The following is a 23909-nucleotide window of genomic DNA, read 5'->3' on the forward strand; positions in this document are numbered from 1 at the left end:
TAGAATCGAAAATACTAACTATCTCAATCAATTATAAGAGGGTTTTCGAGATTGAGCTGTAATCAAGCTCATATTAATTTCAAATATCCATAGAGAATTTATGTGATGTATATCAAACACAGACCTGTATAATGTGCTCTGCATTTCAAGAACTTCATTGGAATGTCACATAAAGCGGTCTAACATCAGAGGGGAGATAACAGAGAAACGCTATGAAGAAAAACAATAAACCTCTCAAACTAACGATTGCTCATATCAATGATACTCACTCATACTTTGAACCAACGTCTCTTCCATTAACCATCGTCCATAACGAAACTGTATATCAACCATTTGTTAGCGCTGGCGGCTTTGCACGCATTGCAACTCGAGTTGAACAGCTGAGAGCACAGGCGGATGATGAGGCATTCTTGCTGTTACATGCAGGTGATTGTTTTCAAGGGACGCTGTACTTCTCTTTATTTAAGGGCGAAGCAAACGCTGAATTACTCAATGAACTTAGACCAGATGCGATGGCACTGGGTAATCATGAACTTGATATGGGTAATGAACCTGTTGGGAAGTTCATTAGAGAAATAGAGTTTCCGTTATTGGCGGGTAACTGGAACCTCTCTAGAGAGGGGGACAAAGAGTTTCCGCTAAATGGGCATCCGAATCTATACCAATATGATGTGGAGCAAAAAACTGCACAATGGATAGTGAAGAGTGTTGGGAACGAACAAGTGGCCATCTTTGGTTTGTCTATCGACAAAATGGCTGACATCGCGAACCCGGACTGTGATACAAGCTTTGAGTCTTCGCTAGAGGTTGCGCGAGCGACTATCGCCGCCATTAAACAAAGTGGTATCAATAAAATCATTATCTTAAGCCATATGGGCTATGAGACCGACCTTGAAATAGCGGGCCAATTGGAAGGTGTTGGGCTTATTATCGGCGGACATAGCCATGTGTTACAGGGTGACTTTTCTCAACTAGGATTGGCTTCCAAAGATCACTATGGCGTTAATGTGAATGGCACATATGTGGTTCAAGCGGGCTACCATGCGATGATGATGGGCCATTGTGAAATTGAGTTTGATAGTGATGGTTCAGTGGTGAGCTTTTACGGCAAAAACGAACTGTTAGTCGGACGCCGAGTGTTTATGGATGTAGACGGTGAGGTATCATCCATTCCTTATGAAGCGATTCTAGATAGAGTTCAATCGCATCCGAACGTCCAGGTTTGTCGCAAACATCCGTCAATCAAACAGATAATGAATGATAAGTACCGTCCTAGAGTAAAGGCATTACAAGAGCAAAAAGTGACGACTCTGAATTATACTCTTCGACATATTAGGCTCCCAGATGAACAGGGCGGTAGTGAGATTGCTCCTCTCGTTGCTGCGTCATTTTTGCACACCATGAAAGCGCTTGGTCATCAGGTTGACTTTGCTATTCACAATGCGGGTGGCGTACGCAATTCTCTTAATCGTGGCGCTATTTCGGTGGCGGACATTGCCGGAAAATTATTGCCTTTTGCCGTGCCGATAGGCATCTATAAGATAAAAGGGAAGTACATTCCACGTATCATCGAAGGCGCAATCGACAACGCAATAGGTAATGGTGTTATAGGAACGGGTTCAGGCAGTTATCCATATACGTCGCAACTTGAGTTTCATTATGACAAAGACAAACCTAAAGGGGCTCGAGTTACAGATATTAAGATTGCTAACCAGCCAATCGAGTTGAACAAAATATATACTGGTAGTTCAAGCGCTTACACCATGAAAGGAAAAGAGGGCTACGACGCTATATTAAATATGGAAGGGACAGGTACCGTTACAAATTGGTCTATGGCTGATTGTTTTATAAAGCTTTTATCGGATAGACCGTATGTAGTGAATAGAATAAACCGAGAAAACAAAGACTCGGTTCCAAAATAATGGAACGTAAATTGCTTTTATTGAACTGATCTTGACGGTTGCAGTCTATCGAAACAGATTGCGCCACATTCACTGGAGGAACCATGTGGAACAGAGATTGGATTGATACGCTTGTGGTACTGAGTTGGATAGGCGCATGGTCGCTACTAGTCTACTTTATACCAGGAGGGGCAATTTAGCCCACACTGCACTTTAGCCAGCTCAAATGAGCTGGTTTCTTTTTTTTGATATTTTTTTTTCTTAGATGATGATAAGAAAGGGGTTGGCCGAGAACTACTTAATCTCGGCCGTTCCAGACGCGCAAGCAAAGGCGTTCCGTAAACAAAACTAAGAGCCAAGGCTTGCGTCGTCAAGAGAAATCGCACGTGATCCTCTATAATTATTAAAAAAAACTGGTTTAGTTTTACTATGTGCGGTCGACATAACATTATCGATGATCCATTTAGCCAATTTGTATCACGTCAACTTGGCATTGCTTTTTATGCTGCGCCCAATCTAGACATTCGGCCGAGCGAACGGCTTCAATGCATTGTTGCGTCTCCCGAACAAGAATTATTTCAGTTTCCACTTGGTTGGGGGCTCCGAACAAGCTGGAGTAGTAAGTTGATTATTAATGCTCAAGCTGAAACGGTATCTATTAAACCGACTTTTCAACAAGCTTTTGCTTTACATAGGGTCGTTGTACCATGCTTTGGTTGGTATGAATGGAGTCAAGGAACCTCGTCCACTGAAAACAAAACCAAGTATTTATTTTATGCAGCAGATAAGTCGCCTTTGTATATGGCAGCTATTGGTTATCCGGAGTCGACGCGGGTTATCACACTCACAACTGCACCGACACAGGAGTATCTACGCTATCATCACCGTATGCCAGCTCTGCTTGCGGCTGAATCGGTTTCAGATTGGCTTAATTGCAATGCTCTCGAAGCGGAGGCTTTGTTGAAAAGTGGATTAATACGTAATGCTTGGACTTGCCGGCCCGTATAAAAAGCTAAGTGAAAACAACATCACTTGTGATTCATCGAGAAGGAAGTAAAATCTTTCAGACTTTCAAATACAAAGGGTAAACTTGGTATGATGCTCATCGCTTATAAACTGGTGAAATTAGCGATTATTACTGCTGTGTTTTTGACAATTTTTGATCTGGTCGCTTACGGTGAAATAACGTGGTTCAGCCGTTGGTTTGGACTTTAAGCAAGAAACCATTACGTATAAAAAAGCCTCATCTAGTGAGGCTTTTTTCGAATTCTGTTTGTACTAAGCGTTAGAGCTTACAACACGCTTTTCTTGTTGCATCTTGATTAGGAAGTAAACGTTGACGCAAGCTATAAAGCCGTTGGTGATAACAACTGGCATAGAATCAATAGCCAGTCCATAAGCTGTAAATAATGCACAGCCGATAAAGTTCAACACTCGTAGCTTTACGATATCCTTCATCGTTAATGAGATAGCCACCATAATTGATGCTGCATAACCCAATAACTCAACCATATTAATGTCCATAATGTGCTCCTCTAAATCTTGCCAGTGAGTCTGGTACCTATTCTTCTCATCATGAGATTTACGAGGAAGCTCCTTGCCTCGAACGGTGTTGCTAATTCGGGTGCACTATATCAGCCAGAGTTCTGTGATGGAAGCCTCACTTTTGTGTTCGGAGAGGGTTAGCGATTACGCAAACGTTTTTTCTCCTGACCTTAGTTACGAAGAACGGTTTTTGTTGAGTAAGATGTTAAAAAAAAGCCCGCTTTAAAAGCGGGCTTATAAATCGGGTTAGGCGATTACTTCTTACCTTGAACCATTTGCTTGTCTTCTTCAGTCAGTTCACGAATGCGACGGCTGATATCACGACGAGCTTTTGAAATCTCAGCGCTCTTGATAATGTGATCATCAACACGGTCTTCGTAGTCTGCTTTCATGTTTTTGATGATGGTGACGATTTCATCGTGAGTCATTTCAGGCTTGATGTAGTCCATCAAGTTTTCTAGCAAGTCTACACGTTTACGGTTATCACGAACTTTTTTCTCGTTATCTAGAAGCTCGCGTTTTAGTTTGTTCTTACGACGTGCTTGTGCAACGATCTCGAATACGCTACTCATAAGTCCTTTCCTAAATTATTGTCAAAATCTAGCTTGATTAAAGCATAACAAAACTCGTTATAACAGCCCTTAGATCAATACTGACGGTCTATTGCTCATAATGTCATCACTCAAGAAAGAAACAATTGAGTTAATAGCTCACTTAGCGCTATGATTTCCGAACCCAATGTTTGTCAATTTAAAGAAAACCATGTTACCTCACTCTAAAACACTTCCTCAATTCAAAAGTGACATAGTGATCAATCAAGAGGAACCTCAAGTTTCGCCGTCAAAGAAACTGAAGGGGGCTTATATCAACGAGCGCTCTCGACTGGAAGTGACGGAAGTTGAGCTCAACCGTAGTAAGGTTGTGATGGTCGACCAAGATGGCAATTTGATTAGGGTTCCGTTTCTTTCTGAACACTAGGTACGTATGCTTACTTCTGTAAGGTTTAAAGCGAATAAAAGGATATAACAATGAATATAGAACTTTCCTTGGTCGAGGCTCGTGTTATCGGATGCCTTATCGAAAAAGAAGTGACAACGCCCGATCACTATCCCCTTACGTTGAATAGTCTAACAACAGCATGTAATCAAAAAAGCAATCGTGACCCAGTGTTATCTTTGTCAGAAGCCGAAGTTCAAGATGCAGCTCAAGCATTGATTTCTCGCCGTTTAGTGAGCGATGAAAGTGGCTTTAATAGCCGTGTATCGAAATTTCAACATAGGTTCTGCAACACGGAATTTGGTGACTTAAAACTGAGCGCTCAGGAAAAAGGTATTGTATGTTGCTTGCTGTTGAGAGGCGCTCAAACTCCAGGCGAATTACGTACCAGAACTAACCGTCTATGTGAGTTCACGGATGTTAAAGAGGTAGAAGCTGTTTTAGATGCGATGAGCAGTCGTGAAGGCGGCGCTCTTGTCGTTAAACTCCCAAGAGAGGCGGGTAAACGCGAGTCTCGATACATGCACCTATTTAGTGGCGAAATCGACATTGAGGAGTTTGCACAGCAATCTGCTGGTCCTATTTCCGTCTCCACTCCGACGACCGAGCGTATTGAAGCTCTAGAGCAAGAAGTTGAATCTTTAAAGTCTGAGCTTAGTGAGCTCAAAGCGCTGGTCAATTCACTTATGTAATGCGAGAAAGGGTAGCAATCATCGCTACCCTTGTTTTTTTGGCGTATTTTGAAATTAAGTCATGGAAGTTGAAAACGAAGAGCCATCTTGGTTTGTTTACCTTGTTAGAACGTCTCATTCGGCGTTGTATTGCGGTATTACTAATGATTTACAGCGGCGCTTTAAACAACACCAAGAAGGTAAAGGAGCCAAAGCGCTGCGTGGTAAAGGGCCTTTACAGCTTGTGTGGAGTCAATCCGAAAAAAACAAAAGTGAAGCTCTGAAAACAGAAATAGCTATCAAGAAGCTCAGGAAAGCGCAGAAAGAACATCTAGTAAAGCAGGCTGTCCGTTTCGAGCGAAAATAACTGTAGCAAGATGACTGGCTGAACACATAGATGTTGTATACACTTGTTCTATAACAGAATAATGATAAGCAACACATGAACAGAATCTATTCAACTTTGCTAGCTTCCATAATCATTCCATTCGCCACTCAGTCGGCAGCGAGTGAAATATTGCCGGGCTATTGGGATTACCAAGAATATCTCCGTGCCCATCCTGTTCAAGAACAGCTTACCAATGAACTTTCCGAGGTTGTTAGGCGACAGCCAACACCACTCTCTGTCGAGCAAAATAAACCAGTGACAATATCTGTGGTTTACCCCGGTCAACAGGTGTCTGATTATTGGGTTAGGAACATCAAAGCCTTCGAGACACGTATGGAAGAACTTGGTATTAACTACGAGCTTAACCAAGTTTTTACTCGACCTAATATTGATTTGCGACAGCAAAGTGTTTCGCTGATGGAAGCGGTAAAAAACAAGTCCGGTTATTTGATTTTTACACTAGATACGACACGTCATCGTAAGTTCATTGAGCACGTAATTCATTCAACTGACACCAAGCTCATCTTGCAGAATATCACGACTCCAGTGAGGGCATGGGATGAAAACCCTCCGTTTCTTTATGTTGGTTTTGACCACGTGATTGGCAGTCATCTACTCTCAGATTACTTTAAACAGCGCTTTGAAAATAACCATTCCTATTCTGTCTTGTATTTTTCAGAAGGTTACGTTAGCGATGCACGTGGCGGTACATTTATCCAAGACATGGAAGACTCGGGTAACTATCAACTCGCTTCATCCTATTACACAAAAGCGAACAAAGAGAGTGGCTACAAGGCGGCATTGAGTAGCTTGCAACAGAACCCAGACATTAGCTTTATTTATGCTTGCTCAACGGATGTAGCTCTAGGCGCAGTTGATGCTCTAGAGCAGCTTAAACGCAATGATATCGTTATTAATGGTTGGGGAGGAGGGTCTGCTGAACTTGATGCAATCGCTAATAATAAGCTTGATGTAACCGTTATGAGAATGAATGACGACACTGGTGTTGCAATGGCGGAAGCTATTAAGTGGGACCTTGAAGGAAAGCCCGTACCAACGGTTTATTCCGGTGATTTTGAACTAGTTACCAGTAAAGATTCTCAATCAAGGATCGATGAATTGAAAAAGAAAGCATTTAGATATTCTGATAAAAGCTGATGCCACTAACGAACTTCAATAAACATAAAACACTCGCGACGCTTATTACCCGTACGGTTGTATGGGTAGTGACGATCTTTACTGTAGGGGTGTTGATTCAAAGTTGGCATTTAAGCCGAGATATCGTGCAAGAAGAAGTGCAACGAACCTCGCGCCAAACGAGTAGTTTAATACATAACTTCTTCGAATATCGCCTCGCTTCGTTACAAATTTTGCAAGACAGTAATGCCAAAAGTGATACGGTTGAGAGTTTTTTCAACAATCATGATTCTCGCTCGTTAGACTATTTTTTTCTCCGAGAAGACAACCTTGAGCCAATCCATTCTCCAGACTTTCGATTTATCAGTCATTTAAGTGATGTGATTTGGGATGACGGCAATGCTCTTTTCTATGGTTTGGAGTCTTCTAGTTTAAATGAGCTTTTTCACAAAGTAGACATCCACAGTAATTGGAATGCACTGGTTACTGACTCTCAGTTAGGACTTAAGCACACTTTGATTCGACGTACGCCAATTATCCAAAGCGAGTCGGGGGAAGTCCTTGGGTTCCTATTTGTTGGCGTTGTTCTAGATGACAATGCAGGTTTGTTAGCTAGCTTGTTGCGTGGCAGCAATAGTGATGATGTTATTCTGCGTTTTGGTAATAAATTTATTGCGTCGACCATTTCACCTGATGACAACTATACGCTTAAATCAATTTCTGATTTGATTTATAGCGGAGAAACAGATTTAAATCGTTTATTGATCACTGAAACAAACTTAACTGTCGGGACGAAACAAGATGTCTTGACTATCTTTTCAGTACAGCGAAACCCTAGTGTTCTTGCACTACGTAATAGCTATTTATTTTGGATTTTTCTTTCGCTTGTCGTCATAACCACCATATCTTTTTTAACTAGGCGCTGGCTAAATAGAAAAGTAACTCAAGAGTTGTCTGAGCTGATGGTTTACACCAAAGTCGCTGTAAATAAAGAGCGGGTTCAGAGGTTTGCTGGTTCAAGTATCCATGAGTTCAATCATATTGGTAACACGTTAAGCAATACTTTTGAACGCTTGTCAGAGCAAGAAAAACTGTTCCAAGATCTATTCAATTTTTCTCTTTCCCCAATCATTGTCTGGACTGAGAAAGCCACTATTCTCCAAATTAACCCGGCAGCGAAAAAATCATTAGAGCTGTTTGAAGAATTAAATCAGTCAAACAGCGAGAGCTTTGTTCTATTTGTGAACGAGATGACGCCACTTGTTATGAAGGCGAGTATGGGGGCGACATTAACAGGTATTGATGTTCCTATCGGAGAAAAAGTTTTTAGGTGGAGTTTATCCGCGATTCAGACTAGGGATGACAGTACGTTGGTGCTATCACAGGGCCAAGACATTACTAAATTGGTCGAGGCAGAAAAGCAAAGTATTAAAGCTCGTAAAGAAGCCGAATGGTCAGCTAAAGCTAGAACTGACTTTTTAGCGAAAATGAGTCATGAAATTCGTACACCATTAAATGGAATCTTAGGTATTTCACAGCTCCTTAAGCAAGGAGGTGATGATGGTAAATATCAAGAACAAATTGAAGTGCTTTGTAACAGTGGTGAACACCTACTGGCAGTGTTGAACGATATTTTAGATTTCTCCAAAATTGAGAATGGTAGCTTTAAGCTTGAAAAACATAACTTCAAGTTCAAAGAAGTGATTACTGCGATTGAGGGTATATATAAGCCTCTTTGCGATCATAAGAATATTGAGCTCGTTATCCAAAATGGTTTAAATGAAAATACAGCCTTAAATACAGATCAGGTTCGCCTCAATCAGATTTTGTTCAATCTAGTTAGTAACGCGATAAAGTTCACCCACAAAGGGCACGTTAAGGTAAGTTTTGCGCTTAAAACCACAGATTCGAGTAAAACCAATTGGTTAACTATTCATGTCGAAGACACCGGTATTGGTATCCTTAGTAATCAAATTCAACAGGTTTTTGACCCATTTGTTCAGTCGGAAGCAACGTTGACACGTGAGTATGGTGGTAGTGGTCTTGGGTTAGCGATTGTTAAAAACTTAGTGACTATTTTTGATGGTCAAATCAATGTAAGTAGTGAGGTAGGTCGCGGGACTCGATTCGAAGTTAGGTTACCCGTAGAAACAGCAATCGGGCAAGCTGAACAAAGTGTTGAAGAAACGGTTATCGATTTCAATTTGTTTTCTGAAGTAGTAAATGTGCTGCTGGTAGAAGACAACCATACCAACGCCTTTATTGCCAAAGCCTTCTGTGAAAAGTACGGTATGAATGTGATTTGGGCTAAAGACGGGCAGGAAGCGCTAGAGATTCTGAGTACGATGTCGTTTGAGTTGATCTTAATGGACAACCAATTACCTTCCGTATCAGGTATTGAAGTGACTAAACGAATTCGGAATACGATTAATCAAAAAGTTCCTATCTACGCTTGTACCGCAGACAATTTAGATTCAACCCGACAAGCCTTCTTTGCTGCTGGCGCAGATTTTGTCATTGTGAAACCGATTAAAGAGAAATCTCTGTACGAAGCATTACGACACTTCAAACAATATCATTATCACCTAGGAGCAAACCAGGCGGTAGAGAAGTAATTAAGGCAGGGAAGCGCAATTCGCTTCCCTGTTTTTAGTCGTCGGTATGGACTAACGAGCGAGCTTGTGATGGGCATTGGAGAAATGGCCAGCACAAAATGCACCAACAATCGACAGCTCACCAGCCAAACAAAGGCTTGCTGCAACTTCCGCCAAGGCTTGGGAGTTACCGGTTCCATGCAAACCTAGTAAATCTAAGCAGGCTTTTTGACTTGGTAAGCCTGTGCCGCCCCCAACCGTACCAACCATTAGGTTTGGTAAGGTTACGCTAGCATACAACTCGCCCGCATCAGTCACTTCCATACGCGTCATGCCAATAGCAGACTCTGCAACGCATGCGGCATCTTGCCCACAAGCGATATAGAGTGCTGCTAACGCATTGGCGTAATGTGCGTTGATACCGATAGTACCACTGAGCGCTCCGCCAACCGTGGTCATCTGACCAAACTGCGCCATTTTTTTTGGGGTAGTGTGAAGGTATTTTTCGACTAAGCTTGCTGGAATAAGAACTTCAGCGGTGACTTTCTTGCCTCTAACGCTACGTAGGGTTTGAGAGTTGGCTTTTTTATCACCGGATAAGTTACCGTCGAGAAACGCATAATCAGGCTCGATAGGGGTATGCATCATGATGTAATCAAATACAACGTTGGTTGCTATGGTCACCATGTTTTGACCTGAAGCGTCTCCTGTCAAATACTCGAATACCAGATAAACATGATTACCTTCAATATTGACGTTGATATCGCTTAACTTTCCGTGTGATGTTGTAGATTCAGCTAATTGTTTAAAGTGGTCAAACTGTGTTACTAACCAAGCCACAAACTTTCCGGCTTCAATTAACGACTTGAAGGCGAAACCAGGGGTGCGCGTTACGCCCTCATTAAGCAACATAGCGCTAGCACCGCCGCAAGCAGTAATAAGGTTAGCACCTCGGTTGTAAGAAGCGACAAGAGCGGCTTCTGTTGTTGCCAACGGGACTTGATAGTCGCCCTGTGCAAATAACCCATTCACCCGTAGAGGACCTGCTGTACCAACAGGCACTTTTAGAGTGCCTATGAAAAACTCGATATTTTTGGCATAGCTATCCATTTGGGATTCGGTATGAGCATCGAGTAATTGTGACTTGGCTTCCGAGTTATCAAGAATTCCCCAGCGGTAGTCAACATTACGAGCAGTTAGATAAGGGCTGCGATTCACTTTTCGAGAAGGTGTATGTTGCTTAGGTGATAACTTAGCATCGAACTCAGTCAAAGTGAGATCTTTATCAATACTAGTGAGGTAATCACGTTTATGAAGGTTAACTTTTGGCATGCGGATCTTAGTAAAACAGTTTGGAAGGGGATTCTACCCACCTAACACTCAGATACAAGGAGTTCCAGTGCGGTTATGTGACATCTTATTACTTTGACACGTGAATCCAATGGGTTACTGAGAGAAAATGCAATACTTTGAAACAATACAACGGTTGGTATTTACTGGAATAGTTGTGTCAGAGCGCTGACTTCTTCGTCACTAAGTAGACTCGCAGCACTTGGGGAAAGTTGGTTGGAAATTTCACCTTGTAACGCTTTTAATTGCTGAGGAGATAGCAATTTGAGTTGTTCTCTTAACTGTTCAAACTGTTGCGTCGACATTCTATGACCTTTATTTAAATTGTTGAGTAAAGCAGTCTGAGTTCCGTTCATCTTCACATCGTAATATGGTGCTGATGCTTAATCTATCGTTGAACTGATGAGAATTTGTCCGAGTATTGTAAGGAACAGTTAATTGAACTGTAAGAATAGTCAGGTTGCTTTCACTTACAATAAATAGAAGCAACCTGAATGGCGGGGCCCAGCGAGACCTAAACCTGTTTGGTGCCCTCATTATGTGGTTGTGTCAGGGCGTCAGTTAGCGCGTGGAATTCGGGCAACATTCGATAAATTAAGTGTAATTGTTGCAGGACCATACGAGCCGAACGATCATCTTCATCACGCCATTCTATTAATCGTCGGTGTATATCAAACTGATCAACGGTAGTTACGTTATTTTCATTCCCCATACCTTCAAGTTGATTTTCTAGTAATTCGATATGATGGTTTATGGTCCTATGTGCCTCCAAGACGAGAAGGTGGATTGACTCGTCTTCGAGTCGTTGCCTATGCGCGCCCAAAGCCGATACATAACTGAGAAGCGCATGACTTAGCGTTAAGAAGCGAAAGCTCTTATCGGTGTCCACTTGATAACGTCCTGGTTCCGCCAACATATTTGAAATCGCAGTCGAAAGATTAGCATCGGCATTATGAGCATCGCGTCTGGCGATACGATAATTCAGGTCATCTTTTTTACCCAGACGATATTGACCGATAATCTGCATTAGATATCTTCGATTTGTCCTCAGCGAATTCGCCATAATCTTGTGCATACGTTTCGACTCCCAATCCGGGAGAATAAAGTAGACGGCACTTACTGCTAGAGCACAGCCAATAAGTGTATCCATCAGACGTGGCAATACCACGGCGTAACCTTCACCAAGCTGATGAAAACAAAGCAGCACAAGAACTGTGATAAAGCCGGTAGCGTATCCGTAATTGTTGATTCTAAATGCAAAGAACATCACGCCAGACAGGACAATCAGGAACAGTTGGCTCTCAGGAGAAGGGAACAGAGTAAGTAAAGGGACGCCGACAAATAACCCAACAAGTGTACCTGCAATTCGCGCTGAGAGCTTTTGACGTGTTGCGCTGTAGTTTGGCTGGCACACAAAGAGTGTCGTCAGCAAGATCCAATAGCCTCGATCGAGATTGAAGCCTTGAATAATGCCATAGCCAATAGTCAGCGCTATTGATAGGCGAACGGCATGTCGAAACAGTATCGACTCTTTCGACATACTTGCTTTGATTCGATTCCACATCGCTGTGAACGTATGTGGGTTGGTGTCGTCCAGTATCCCGTCTTCTAAAACGTTACTATCCGGATTACTGACGTTACTAAGTAGCTTTTCTACAGTAGCCAAGTTATTAAACAGATAATTTAGCTGAACTAATAAAGGCGACCATTCAGGATTATTTTGTTGCTCCAGATACTCAATTGAATCTTGTAATTCGACTAACGCTTTAATCGAGTCGTTGCTGTGAGAGTATTTTTTCCCCAACTTAAGTGCAAAGGCGATCTCTTTACAGGCTTTAGCCTGCATTTCCAATACATGCTTGAAACGAAACAGGACATCAGAATGCGAAAATTGGGTCGCCAACTCTTGATAGCGATAGTGACTTGAGCTTACGCGCTCATGAATGTCTTGCGCGATAAAGTAAACCTGTAAAAAGCGATCACTTGGTCCATCGACGTGACCACGTCGAGAGCGGTTCAATAACGTCGATTTGCAAGCATTGAGCGCGAAGACGGTACATGCATTAAGGCTAGCTTCTTTTAAGCGATGCGGTTGTGGAATCAGGTTTAACGTAGGGTGGAATAAGTTTCTTTTAGCATCTAGATACAAACTCAATTCATTAAACACATTAGAGAGACTTTGCTGAACAGGTTGCATTGGCCAGAAACTATTCCAAATAATAGAAACTAAGTAATACCAACTCGCACCACCTAGTAGTAACAAAGGCTGGAACCAAATGTTCGTGCTTTCATGCGCTCCGAGCATAGTATAGATGGCGAGTAACAATGAGCCGAATGCGATACTAGAGTAACGAGGGCCGATGGCTCCGAGAATAATAAACAGGAACGTTGAACAAAAAAGCCCAATCGCGAACAACCAAGGTATGTTAAATAGAATCTCTATAGAAAATGCGGCAATGGCAAAGCAAATGAGGGTAAGGGTGATGGCTTTAATGCGCCCGAAGAAATTGTCGTCAGTTTCGGCTAGCGCAGCGGCGATGACGCCGAGAATTAATGGTGTAACCCATGTGTGTTGCTCGAAGTACCAAGCTGGAATCACAACGCCTAATAGCGCTATGAGCATTAACACACTGTAGTTAAACGTTTTATTGGCCCATTGAAGGCGAAGTTGACCAAGAATGCTCACAATAGAATGCTGTATCTGATAAAACCGTTATTCTAGCAGAAACTACTGTGGCTTATAAATGACTGTTTTCTAGGAAGAACGAGTAACATTCGTTCTTCCTAATAGCAAAAGGTGAGGAATTAACGCTTGTTCTTTAGGTAACGTTTACGGCGTTCTTCTTTGCGTTTAGCTTTCTCTTCCGCTTTACGTGCAGCTTCGATTTCCACTTGAACGAGCTCTTCAGTAATCATTTCAGGTAATTCAAGAGTGACTTGACCTAAAGTACCGTTTCGCAATTCGTGAAGTAGAATCTCGGAAGCTTTGTGAAGGTTAACACGACCACCAGATTGTAAAGCACCGCGTTTACGACCAATTAGCTCCATAAGTTCCAAATCAGATTCAGGAAGTTCTTCGTCGATCTGATAACGTTCTTTCAGACGTTCTGGATACTGAGCCGCCATATATTCCACGGTGTAGAACGCCACTTCATCGTATTCAATAGCGGTATCTTTTACTGCGCCAGTAGCCGCCAATCTAAAACCACTATGGGGGTTTTCGACTTTTGGCCATAAAATCCCCGGAGTATCAGAAAGCACGATACCGTTTTGCAAGTTAATTCGTTGTTGACGACGAGTAACGGCAGGTTGGTTGCCTGTCACTGCGATGGTTCTGCCGGCAAGGGTGTTGATGATAGTAGACTTACCAACATTTGGGATTCCCATGATCATCGTGCGAATGTTTTTACCAATCTCTTCACGGTGCGGCGCGAGTTTTCGACAAAGTTCAAGAATTTTATGCACTTCTTGAGAATTAGATGTGGTGATGGCCATTGCCTTAACACCTTGCTCTTTCTCTAGGTGCTCGATCCAAAGTTCCGTCTTTTCTGGATCCGCCAAATCACGTTTGTTCAACACCTTGACGACAGGTTTGTCGCCACGGAGTTGAGAAATCATAGGGTTTTCACTACTAAATGGAATACGTGCGTCAAGCACTTCAATAATGACATCTATTTGTGGGATGACTTCTTCGATTTCTTTGCGAGCCTTGTGCATGTGGCCTGGAAACCATTGGATAGACATGAGTGAAAACCTATATTTTGAAATTTGTGCACATTGTAGGAGGTTCAACGAGATAGTAAAGCCCTGCATTCAAGTGGCGAGCGAAGTTTTTGTCGCAAAATTCTTGAATAATAGGTGGAGCAAGCGCTTATATCGACTACTCTTTTTGGCCGAACTCGGTACGCAGCCATTGTCTTAGCGTAATAACACTTTCGTATTTCAAACTCTTTGGAGAACACGCAAAGTAGAACGCTTGATAAGGATTTGGGATGGGGGAACCAAGTTCAACCAGCAGTCCTTGTTCCACTTCATCTTTGATAAACAAACGGTGAGTGACAAGTATGCCTAAGCCTCTGATGGTGGCATGTATAGCTTGTACAGAAGCATTAAAAATCAGGTGATTATGGTATCTAGGGAGTGTTAAAGCGTTGGCATTACACCATGTATCCCAATCATATTTCCGTCTATCGTTAGTAACCAAAATGCTAGGATAATCCCCTAGCACAGCGTCGAGTGATATAACTGCGTGTTTATCGAGTAGGTTAGGGCTACACACTAACACCAATTCATCGTCACCCAGTTTTTCACAATAATAATCTTGCCATTCGTCTGTTTTACCGTGAATCAAGGCGATATCGACGCCTTCTCTCTCAAGGTTAAAACTGCCAATTAAGTTTGAAATACGGATATCCAGATTTGGAGCAAAATGTTGGAGATTGGTTACTCTCGGGATCCACCAGTGAAGAGCCAATGAGTTAACCATGTTTACAGTAAGCCTATTTGTCACGGTTTTGTTAAGCAATGCTTCATTAGCTTCAACAATTTTCTCTAGAGCAGGCGCAACTTTTTTATAGTAAAGGCGGCCTTGTTGATTTAACTCTATGCGCCGTCCAATTCGAAGAAACAGCTTAGTATCGAGTTGTTCTTCTAATGATTTAATTGACTGACTTACAGCTGAGTGACTTACAAATAGCTTTTGTGCCGCTTCGGACATGCTTCCTGTTTCGGCTACGGCTACGAATGTATAGATGGATTTGAGTGCAAGGTATTTTTTCATTTATCACTCTATGTAAGTAAAACTTACATAATCATTAATAATTACTCAGTATTTTTCAGTGATCGCGATCACTATAATTTAGCCCAAAAGACACATTTCGCGAGCACGATACATGATTAAAATTTCACTAACCCATACTCCTGTTTTCTATATGTTATCGTCGACACTTAGCTTATCTGTCACTGGGTTATTAACTAAATTCTTGTCTGAAAGCCTTGATGTGACCACATTGGCGTTCTTACGATTTGCGCTTCCTGCTTTGCTCATATTTTTGATACTGCTTTTCACTAAGATAAGAAGGCCTAATGTTGCCATGGCCAAATTACTCGTTGTAAGAGCACTGTGTATTGGGGCGTGCCAATTGTGCTTTATCTATGCATTGAATAAGCTCTCTTTGGTAGAAAGTGTAGTTCTATTTGGAACTGGGCCTATTTTTATCGCAGTTTTGGAAAAGGTAATCTTCAATATTAAACTTCATCGTTCAACAATCGTGGCGCTGTTGATGACATTTATTGGAGTGATAATGTTGGCCAATAATGGTAGTGGGTTTGTTATCAAGCCTGAACTCTTGGTCGGTTTATTGGCGGGTTTCTTTAATGCTGGCTCTCAACTAAGCCTATATAAAGCGTCAAAAACGGAAATGTCAGGTTTAGAAACTAATGCTTGGACATTTGGTATTGCGAGTTTAATTCTACTACCGATTGTGACGTTTTCTCACTGGACTTCTCATGTGAGTATTTTCAGCGACAATGCTGTAAATACTGGGGTTCTTTTGGCTTTAGCGATTATGGCACTATTGATTATCAATACGCAGGTTTCGCGACACAAAGCCTATTCAACTGCTGATAGCAATTCCCAATTAGCACCTTTAATCTATAGCAATCTAGCTTTCACAGCGTTATGGCAATTCCTTGTGTTTGATGTTGATTTCAGTCACACACAGTTACTTGGTTTAATGCTCATTGTAATTACCAGTGTTCTAACAACGGTATTTCCTCCTCAAAAGGTCATTATTTCTCATAAAGAAAAGTCTTCCGTCGCAGGTTAGCTAAATTGAATTGCAGATTGAAAATAGATTTAATGGAAAGTATAACTATTTGAAATATTGTAAATAAATATATGGCATGAGTTTTGTAGACATCTGATTGATCATTCATAAGCAGGGAACAGCAGATGAAAAAACAGATGTTACCACAAGGCACAAAACGACTGGTGGCTTCCTTAGCCCTGAGCGGACTATTGTTTAGTACGTCTAGCAACGCCGCGCCGTTTGATACGTGCCCAAGCAAAGCCTATCTCTTCCAATCTAATCCAGTTCAAGTTTATGGTGTCAACCTTGTTACGGGCTCGACTAGTCTATTGCAAAGTGATACTGGTATGAATGTGAACATTAACGGTGTCGGTTTCGACTTTGACAACCGTTATATCTATGGGTATGACACTAGCAATAAGCGAATCGTTCGCTTAGGGAGCGACTTCCAAGCGGAAGTCGTGAATACATCCGGTTTACCAACTGACCACACTTTTTATGTCGGTGATGTCTACGAAAGTGTTTATTACCTTTATAGAACAGGAAAAGGACTTTTTACTATCGATCTTTCACCGCTCGCGAGTGATAGTAGTGCGGTTTTACCGGTTAATCGAGTGACGACGCGTGCGGTAGTAAGTCTCACTGACTTCGCTTTCCATCCAAGCGACGGCAAGCTCTATGGCGTAGATAACGGCTCGGGTGCTTTATATTCGTTTAACGCTAGCACAGGTCATGAAACTTATATTGGTGATACTGGCGAAACGGGTACGTTTGGTGCAGGGTACTTCGATGTAGATGGCTACTATTATGTGTCGAGAAATCAAGATGGTCAGATCTATCGCATTGACCTTTCACCGGGTAATGCCGCAAACATTGCTGCGGGCATAGTTCCGGCTGTCAAATTTGCCGATGGTCCAAATTCGAACCAAAACGATGGCGCTCGATGTGCGAATGCACCAGTGATAGATGAGGACTCTAACATTGATTTTGGAGATGCTCCGGAAAGTTACTCAACAAAACTTGCTGACAATGGCCCACGACATGAGCTCGACGGTAGTACATGGTTGGGAAGTGGGGAACCAGATGGTGAACAAGATGGACGTTATAACAATTTAGCGGATGATGAAGTAGGCACTGATGATGAAAACGGTGTGGGATTTGTCACTGCGGTCGAACCAGGGCTCGATAGTATTGTTAGGGTTAATGCTTCCACCTCTGGGTATCTGTCTGCATGGATAGATTGGAACCAAGATGGTGACTTTGCGGATGCGGGGGAGCAGATTTTTACCGACGAATCGCTATCTGCGGGAAACAACGATCTAGTTTTTACAGCTGATATTGATGCAACAGTGGGTACAACTTGGAGTCGTTTCCGCTTTAGTCAACAAACAGGGTTAAATTATTTTGGTGGTTCAACGAGTGGTGAAGTTGAGGATCATGCTCTTACGGTTACTGGAGATGGCATCACCGTTCGCTATTATCCCAATGCCACCGGTTACGCCACTGTTGCGTTTGAGGATAACTGGCCTTATACCGCCGACTATGACATGAACGATGTTGTTGTGCGTTACCGCGTCACGGAAATTCTCAAAAACGACCAAGTAGTTAAATCTAAGATTGATGGTTACTTAGGGGCAGTGGGTGCATCTTACCATAATGGCTTTGCTATCCGACTCAAAGGTGTCAATCGTGACGATATTGATAGCGCTACCACTCGTCAAATCCAAAACGGCGAGACATTGGCTTCAAGTGGATTAGAACTGATTTCTAATGAAGCGATTATTATCATCACTAACGATACGTCGACATTTAAAGTAGACGGTTGCGATTTCCATAGGACTTTGTCTTCATGTGCTGAGCAAGAGGATGTACAACTCAACTTTACGGTTCACGTTAACTACAATAGCGGCACTACTACTGGGTTAATGGCTATGCCGTACGACCCTTTCATTTTCGCTACAGACAATACGTATCATGGAGATGGGTTTACTGAACCAGGGCGTAAATGGGAAGTGCACCTACCTAACTACGAACCAACTGAGCAATTTGATGCAGATATGTTCGCTGGCTTAGGCGTCGATGTAAGCAACTCAAATACTGGCGTGTACTTTAAGACAGCAGAGAATCTGCCTTGGGCGCTATTAATAAATGACGAGTGGGAGTGGCCACTAGAGTATATCGATTTGGTGGTTGCGTATCCTCAATTTGCTACTTACGCAGAGTCATCTGGAGAGAATGCTCAAAACTGGTTTGAATCGCAATATGCTACGCCCGGCAAATGTTACGTTCCTTAGGAGATGATTATGAATACCAAATATATAACCTTACTAATTGCCTTCGGAACACTCACTGCTTGTGGAGGCGGTGGCGGTGGTGGCGGCGACTCTTCAGGTGGGGGCTCTACGGGGAATACCACCGAGGCCGCTCCTGAGCCGGTTCCAGCTCCGGTTACAGTGTCAGTATCAAGAACAATGGGTGATCTGTCTATACCGGATACGTTGGATTATAAGCCAATCGAAGACTACTCATTGGACATTGACGCAAGTAACGACGTAACTGGTAGAGCGTTTGCCTCGGTTTATACAGAATATGAGGACGACGGCTCTGGTGTACTCACTCCAGTGTACGACAGTAAAATCGCCTCTACATCACTGAACAATGGGAGTGCTCAAATCGATTTCTCAGCTGCAGAACACGTTGATGCGTTCTTAGTTGAAATCTGGACGTATGATGGTAACCCACCGGCTCAGAAACTCGTGTCAGCGAGTAGTAACAACCTCGCTTGGTGAGAAAAAGAGGAAAATACGAATTGCCCCGTTTTACGGGGCTTTTTAATGGCTTGCTAGTCAACAACACAGTACAATGCGGGGAAATATTCGATTCAAATCACATTATGAGCCAAGAATACAACGACGAACACTATGACGACGATGCCATTGAGATTGAAGCTATTGGTATCGAAGTTTCAAGCCATCCAATCGAGCTATACAAACTATTTAAGGTAGCAAACCTTGTTGGAGGCGGCGGTGAAGCTAAGCACTTTATAGCGGAAGGCTATGTAGCGGTGAATGGCGAGCTAGAAACGCGAAAACGACGCAAAATGTATGATGGTGACTTCTTTGAGTTTAACCAAGAATATTATGTCGTTGTATGTGACAAACCGCCTGTTGAACCTGAGGAAAGAAAACAACTGCAACCTAAACAGCCAGAGGTAGCAGCGCCTTCGTCAAAACAAAATAAGCAGAACAAGCAACAAAAAAAGACGAAAGAGCAATCGGCTAAACAGAAAAAGAAATCTACTGAGCCGAATAAAGCGCGCTCTAAATCAAAAGACCCTAATAGCGGACGTGGCGGTATCGATTTTTTCTAAGACGATTTACGTTATGCGAGCAATCGATATTCGCTGTCGTTAAAGTGCCACAGTTTCCGCTGATAATAGAGGCTTAATAGCAATAGAGGAGATAACAATGAAATTTGAGGTAGATACGCATACTCATACTTATGCAAGTGGGCATGCCTACAGCACCATTATTGAAAATGCTAAAGCGGCAAAAGAACATGGATTAAAAGTCCTGTGTACTACAGATCATGCTGATTCAATGCCAGGTGCCCCTCACTTTTGGTTTTTCTCCAACCAACGTGTTATCCCAAGGTTTCTATCTGACGTTGCTATTATTCGCGGTGTAGAGGCAAATATTCTTAATGTGAATGGGGACATTGATGTACATCCTACGTCATACAAAGCACTTGATTGGATTATTGGCAGCTTTCATGAACCTGTGTTTAGACCTTCTACTAAGGAGGACCACACTCGAGCGCTCATCAATACAATTGAAAGTGGCAATGTGGATGCGCTTGGACATTTGGGAAATCCGAACTTTGACTTTGATTTTCAAAGCGTAGCGGACTGTGCGGCAGCCAATCATGTCGCAATAGAGATCAATAACTCAACGCTGAGAGGGCACAGCCGAGTCGGAAGTGTGGACCGCTGCTATGACATCGCTCGAGCAGTAAAGCGCGCGGGTGGGTACATCACTACAGGCAGTGACTCACATTTTTGCGATACCATTGGTTTATTCGAACTGACCAGTGAATTGCTGACTACGGTTGAAATGCCGACGGATAAGATTATTACTTACAACGCTCGTCAATTCTTGGATTTCCTAGAGCTGAGAGGACGCGCACCGATAGAAGAGTTTGCCGAATTCTAAGATTTGCGTAAATAACGTTTAGAAACAATTTCATTAACGTTGTAGTAACGAGATTTAGTAAACTCGGTATTCAGACCTCAGGAAACTGGGGTCTAATTGATCTTCAAAAGGAATAATAATGATAAAAATAACTACGGCTAGCCTGCTTACATCAGTTCTTTTATTTTCTACTAGTGCTCTAGCAGAGGAGGTGGACCTCAAGAAGAACATGCAAGCCATGAAGTTAGCATTTAAACAAGCAGCAGAAGCTCAGTCCATTGACGAAATGCGCAAACCAGTACTTGATTTGGAAAATCTAATTGCCGACTCAAAGCAAGGTGATTATCCACCAGAAAAAACAGAATTGTATTTGGAAGGTTTCAAAAAGCTGTCAGGCGCGGTAAGTGAAGTCAATGCGGAACTGGATCAGGGTGACCTTGAAGCGGCCAAGCAATCATTACGTGAAGTGGACAGCTTGAGATTGGAGTACCATGACAAGCGTAATCCAAGTATTTGGAAGCGTCTGTTTGGTTAACTGATATCGAATTCGGACATTAAAAAGGAGCACTCTTTGAGTGTTCCTTTTGATTTAGATTAAATAGGTAGCGCTATGCCTGTGCAAACTTAAAGGTTCGGTAGCCCCCAATTAAGTTCTTGGCTTTATAGCCATTATTCACTAATTGACGATATGCAACGTTACCGCGTAACCCCACTTGGCAGTAAATAATGATCTCTTTATCTTTAGGAAGCTCATCCATACGTTGGCGCAGCTGATCTACGGGTATATTAATTGCGCCGTCAATGAAACCAACGTTTTCTAACTCACCTGGATTACGTACATCCAGCAACAACTGGTTGGCGCTCAAATTATCTATTTCATCGAAATGTATCGGTGTTGCATCACCTTTTAAAATATTATTGGCAACGAAGGCTGCTTGGTTGATGACATCTTTGGCGCTGCCATAAGGGGGAGCGTAAGTTAGTTCAAGATGTTGTAGCTGCTCTACGGTCATTCCTGCACGTTGAGCCACAGCTAAAACATCGATACGTTTATCAATGCCGTCTTTTCCTGCTGCTTGCGCACCAAGAATTTTGCCAGTTTCGGGGCTAAACAATAGCTTTAACGAGACTATTTCCGAACCAGGGTAATAACCGGCATGACTAGCGGTATGTACGTATACTTTCTCGTACGCGATATTATCACGTTTAAGCAACTTTTCGTTTTTACCCACGGACGCTACAGCAAGATCGAAGATCTTAACAATCGCAGTACCTTGTGTGCCTTGATAACTCTCTTTACGGCCTAACATGTTGTCAGCAGCCATCCGACCTTGACGATTAGCAGGCCCAGCTAACGGAACGAAGCTAGGTTTTCCTGTGATGAAATCAGGATCTTCAACAGCATCGCCTACTGCATAAATATACGGGTCGCTGGTTTGTAGGTGTTCGTTGACCGAGATACCACCAAACGCACCAAGTTCGAGGTCTGCGTTTTGGGCTAGGGTATTTTCCGGTCTGACACCAATAGACAAGATAAGCATATCAGTATTTAACGCATCGCCATTGTTTAATGTTAAACGTAACTTGCCTTGTAAATGTTGATGTTCGTTTGTCTCTCCAGCATTTTGATCGGCAATATGTTCATTCGGAATATACTCAACAGATTCAAGTGCTGCACTCAATCTGAGATCAATGCCTCTTTGTTTAATCTCTGCATGTGCAAAACCTGCCATTTCTTTATCAACGGGCGTCATCACCTGATCGGCCATTTCTATTAAGGTGGTACTGATTCCTAGCTGGTGGAAAGCTTCCATCATTTCTAATCCGATAAAGCCACCGCCAACGACTGTTGCATGCTCAGGCTTATTCATTTGAATCGTCTTTATGATTCGATCCATATCGGGGATATTGCGAAGGGTATGAGTCAATGGGTTATCAATGCCTGGTATGGTCGGTACAAATGGAGCCGCGCCAGGACTTAGTAATAGAAAGTCATAACTTTCAGAATATTCACTACCATCAACGAGGTTGCGAACAGTAACAAATTTGTTCTGTTTATCGATGGAAATGACTTCGTTCATAACACGAACGTCAACATTAAAACGAGCGAGGAAACTCTCTGGAGTTTGAAGTAATAACTTTGAACGGTCGGTAATATCTCCACCTATGTGATAGGGAAGACCACAATTTGCAAATGAAACGAAAGGTCCGCGCTCAAACATAATAATTTCGGCTTCTTCACTCAAACGTCGAGCTCTTGCTGCTGCAGATGCGCCACCTGCAACTCCGCCTACGATTAAAATCTTAGTCATACTTTACCTCTGTCAGTGTCGTTTAGGTGCGATGTTCTAAACGTGCATTCAATGTTCATTTGTCGTTACTATATCAATAAAATTAGAAATGTCTAATGTAAAATCATCTAAATATTAAAAAGCTAATTAAGTATTGACTAAAGTAATGAATTGGATAGATAATGCGCGCTATGCAAAATGATCAAATCGTGGAGACTGCCGTTGTGGACTTAATGGAAATGAAAAGCCGAGTCATCGATGTAGCGGATGTACTCAAAACATTATCACACCCTGATAGGCTATTTGTTTTATGCCAACTTGTAGATGGCGAACAAGGTGCAGGCCAGCTTCAGTCCAACTCAAACCTAAGCCAGTCTGCTTTCTCCCAACATCTGTCAGTATTGAAGAAAGCAGGGCTAGTAGGGATAAGAAAAGAAGCTCAACATGTCTATTACTCTTTAAAAGATCAGAGAGTTGCAGGGCTTATAAGCCAATTACATAGTTTATATTGCCATTGATAGGGCTTTCTGTAGTGGGTTCAATTTGCGAAATTTTCGTTAAGTTTCGCCACTAACATTATTTTTAGATTTAACTCTTAGTGAGGTAACAATGGAGTTTTCAATTCCGTGGGCATCGTTATTAGGCGGCATGATGCTAGGGCTTTCCGCGACTATTTTACTATTGTTCAACGGCAAAGTAGCTGGTATTAGCGGCATAGTGAGCAAAATCTATAAAGGAAGAGCCGGCGATACAAGCTGGCGTGTATTGTTCGTATTGGGAATGGTTGTCGGTGGAGTAGCAACCGCAAAATGGTTTGGATTAGCCCCTGTTGCTATGGTCGTGTCAACACCATTAGTTCTTATCTCAGGTTTACTCGTGGGTATGGGTACTAAATTAGGCAATGGCTGTACAAGTGGTCATGGTATTTGCGGAATGGGTCGACTATCTGTTCGATCAGTAATGGCGACTGTAACCTTTATGGTGGTGGCCATGTTGACCACATTTGTTATGACACACGTGCTTTAGGAGTTTTGAA

General features: G+C 42.4%; 23 protein-coding genes. 15 read left to right on the plus strand and 8 right to left on the minus strand.

The window, feature by feature from the left end:
• The first annotated feature begins 212 nt into the window (after nt 1-212).
• Complete coding sequence (locus JKJ11_RS18780; RefSeq protein WP_252039754.1) at nt 213-1922, plus strand: bifunctional metallophosphatase/5'-nucleotidase; 1710 nt, start codon at nt 213-215, stop codon at nt 1920-1922.
• A gap of 408 nt (nt 1923-2330) precedes the next feature.
• The gene (locus tag JKJ11_RS18785) at nt 2331-2909 is read left to right on the plus strand and encodes an SOS response-associated peptidase (protein ID WP_252039755.1); all 579 of its coding nucleotides are present in this window, start codon (nt 2331-2333) and stop codon (nt 2907-2909) included.
• A gap of 270 nt (nt 2910-3179) precedes the next feature.
• Here JKJ11_RS18785 and JKJ11_RS18790 read toward each other — a convergent pair whose 3' ends face one another.
• Together JKJ11_RS18790 and JKJ11_RS18795 are read right to left on the minus strand one after the other, a co-directional pair.
• Nucleotides 3180-3425, minus strand: a complete 246-nt coding sequence (locus JKJ11_RS18790; RefSeq protein WP_006072803.1) for a YgjV family protein — start codon at nt 3423-3425, stop codon at nt 3180-3182.
• Nucleotides 3426-3700: 275 nt separating this feature from the next.
• Nucleotides 3701-4018, minus strand: coding sequence for a DUF496 family protein (locus JKJ11_RS18795; RefSeq protein ID WP_006072802.1), 318 nt, complete (start codon nt 4016-4018; stop codon nt 3701-3703).
• Nucleotides 4019-4208: 190 nt separating this feature from the next.
• Between JKJ11_RS18795 and JKJ11_RS18800 the strand changes: the two genes are divergently transcribed.
• The 5 genes from JKJ11_RS18800 (at nt 4209) to luxQ (ending at nt 9253) form a co-directional block, all read left to right on the plus strand.
• Entirely contained in the window at nt 4209-4424 is a 216-nt protein-coding gene (locus tag JKJ11_RS18800) for a hypothetical protein (RefSeq protein ID WP_252040013.1), read from the plus strand.
• Nucleotides 4425-4474: 50 nt separating this feature from the next.
• On the plus strand, nt 4475-5134 hold the full coding sequence (locus JKJ11_RS18805; RefSeq protein WP_198558902.1) for a YceH family protein: 660 nt from the start codon (nt 4475-4477) through the stop codon (nt 5132-5134).
• 61 nt (nt 5135-5195) lie between these two features.
• Nucleotides 5196-5480: a GIY-YIG nuclease family protein gene (locus JKJ11_RS18810; protein WP_240205345.1), complete on the plus strand. Its 285-nt coding sequence runs from the start codon at nt 5196-5198 to the stop codon at nt 5478-5480.
• A gap of 75 nt (nt 5481-5555) precedes the next feature.
• Nucleotides 5556-6659, plus strand: a complete 1104-nt coding sequence (locus JKJ11_RS18815) for an autoinducer 2-binding periplasmic protein LuxP (protein ID WP_006072798.1) — start codon at nt 5556-5558, stop codon at nt 6657-6659.
• Nucleotides 6659-9253, plus strand: coding sequence for a quorum-sensing autoinducer 2 sensor kinase/phosphatase LuxQ (gene luxQ, locus JKJ11_RS18820; RefSeq protein WP_124942062.1), 2595 nt, complete (start codon nt 6659-6661; stop codon nt 9251-9253). The genes JKJ11_RS18815 and luxQ overlap by 1 nt, the downstream gene beginning before the upstream one ends.
• Before the next feature lie 51 nt (nt 9254-9304).
• Here luxQ and JKJ11_RS18825 read toward each other — a convergent pair whose 3' ends face one another.
• The 5 genes from JKJ11_RS18825 to JKJ11_RS18845 form a co-directional block, all read right to left on the minus strand.
• Nucleotides 9305-10564 carry a hydroxymethylglutaryl-CoA reductase gene (locus JKJ11_RS18825; RefSeq protein ID WP_252039756.1) on the minus strand — a complete coding sequence of 420 codons (1260 nt, stop codon included), beginning with the start codon at nt 10562-10564 and terminating at the stop codon, nt 9305-9307.
• 161 nt (nt 10565-10725) lie between these two features.
• A complete protein-coding gene (locus tag JKJ11_RS18830; protein WP_006072794.1) occupies nt 10726-10887 on the minus strand; it encodes a hypothetical protein in 162 nt (53 codons plus the stop codon).
• 209 nt (nt 10888-11096) lie between these two features.
• The gene (yccS, locus tag JKJ11_RS18835; RefSeq protein WP_124942064.1) at nt 11097-13268 is read right to left on the minus strand and encodes a YccS family putative transporter; all 2172 of its coding nucleotides are present in this window, start codon (nt 13266-13268) and stop codon (nt 11097-11099) included.
• Nucleotides 13269-13387: 119 nt separating this feature from the next.
• On the minus strand, nt 13388-14326 hold the full coding sequence (ylqF, locus tag JKJ11_RS18840) for a ribosome biogenesis GTPase YlqF (protein WP_252039757.1): 939 nt from the start codon (nt 14324-14326) through the stop codon (nt 13388-13390).
• Nucleotides 14327-14462: 136 nt separating this feature from the next.
• Complete coding sequence (locus JKJ11_RS18845; RefSeq protein WP_252039758.1) at nt 14463-15362, minus strand: LysR substrate-binding domain-containing protein; 900 nt, start codon at nt 15360-15362, stop codon at nt 14463-14465.
• A 112-nt stretch (nt 15363-15474) separates the two neighbouring features.
• Here JKJ11_RS18845 and JKJ11_RS18850 point away from each other — a divergent pair, with 112 nt between their 5' ends.
• The 6 genes from JKJ11_RS18850 (at nt 15475) to JKJ11_RS18875 (ending at nt 21117) form a co-directional block, all read left to right on the plus strand.
• On the plus strand, nt 15475-16410 hold the full coding sequence (locus JKJ11_RS18850) for a DMT family transporter (RefSeq protein ID WP_252039759.1): 936 nt from the start codon (nt 15475-15477) through the stop codon (nt 16408-16410).
• Nucleotides 16411-16535: 125 nt separating this feature from the next.
• Nucleotides 16536-18686 carry an LruC domain-containing protein gene (locus JKJ11_RS18855; RefSeq protein ID WP_252039760.1) on the plus strand — a complete coding sequence of 717 codons (2151 nt, stop codon included), beginning with the start codon at nt 16536-16538 and terminating at the stop codon, nt 18684-18686.
• A gap of 9 nt (nt 18687-18695) precedes the next feature.
• Nucleotides 18696-19181: a hypothetical protein gene (locus tag JKJ11_RS18860; protein WP_006072781.1), complete on the plus strand. Its 486-nt coding sequence runs from the start codon at nt 18696-18698 to the stop codon at nt 19179-19181.
• A gap of 104 nt (nt 19182-19285) precedes the next feature.
• Complete coding sequence (locus tag JKJ11_RS18865; protein ID WP_252039761.1) at nt 19286-19762, plus strand: RNA-binding S4 domain-containing protein; 477 nt, start codon at nt 19286-19288, stop codon at nt 19760-19762.
• Between the two features lie 97 nt (nt 19763-19859).
• Nucleotides 19860-20603, plus strand: coding sequence for a phosphatase (locus JKJ11_RS18870; RefSeq protein WP_124942068.1), 744 nt, complete (start codon nt 19860-19862; stop codon nt 20601-20603).
• A 118-nt stretch (nt 20604-20721) separates the two neighbouring features.
• Nucleotides 20722-21117, plus strand: coding sequence for a cytochrome b562 (locus JKJ11_RS18875; RefSeq protein WP_006072776.1), 396 nt, complete (start codon nt 20722-20724; stop codon nt 21115-21117).
• 73 nt (nt 21118-21190) lie between these two features.
• On the opposite strand, the gene JKJ11_RS18880 is transcribed toward JKJ11_RS18875, so the two are convergent.
• Nucleotides 21191-22894 (minus strand): FAD-dependent oxidoreductase, encoded by a 1704-nt coding sequence (locus JKJ11_RS18880; RefSeq protein ID WP_252039762.1) that lies wholly within the window; start codon nt 22892-22894, stop codon nt 21191-21193.
• 161 nt (nt 22895-23055) lie between these two features.
• Here JKJ11_RS18880 and JKJ11_RS18885 point away from each other — a divergent pair, with 161 nt between their 5' ends.
• Both JKJ11_RS18885 and JKJ11_RS18890 read left to right on the plus strand, forming a co-directional pair.
• Nucleotides 23056-23391: an ArsR/SmtB family transcription factor gene (locus JKJ11_RS18885; RefSeq protein WP_006072772.1), complete on the plus strand. Its 336-nt coding sequence runs from the start codon at nt 23056-23058 to the stop codon at nt 23389-23391.
• 91 nt (nt 23392-23482) lie between these two features.
• Nucleotides 23483-23899 carry a YeeE/YedE family protein gene (locus tag JKJ11_RS18890; RefSeq protein ID WP_088878468.1) on the plus strand — a complete coding sequence of 139 codons (417 nt, stop codon included), beginning with the start codon at nt 23483-23485 and terminating at the stop codon, nt 23897-23899.
• The last annotated feature ends 10 nt before the right edge of the window (nt 23900-23909 follow it).

Source organism: Vibrio sp. SCSIO 43133, assembly GCF_023716845.1.
Taxonomy (GTDB): Bacteria; Pseudomonadota; Gammaproteobacteria; order Enterobacterales; family Vibrionaceae; genus Vibrio; species Vibrio mediterranei.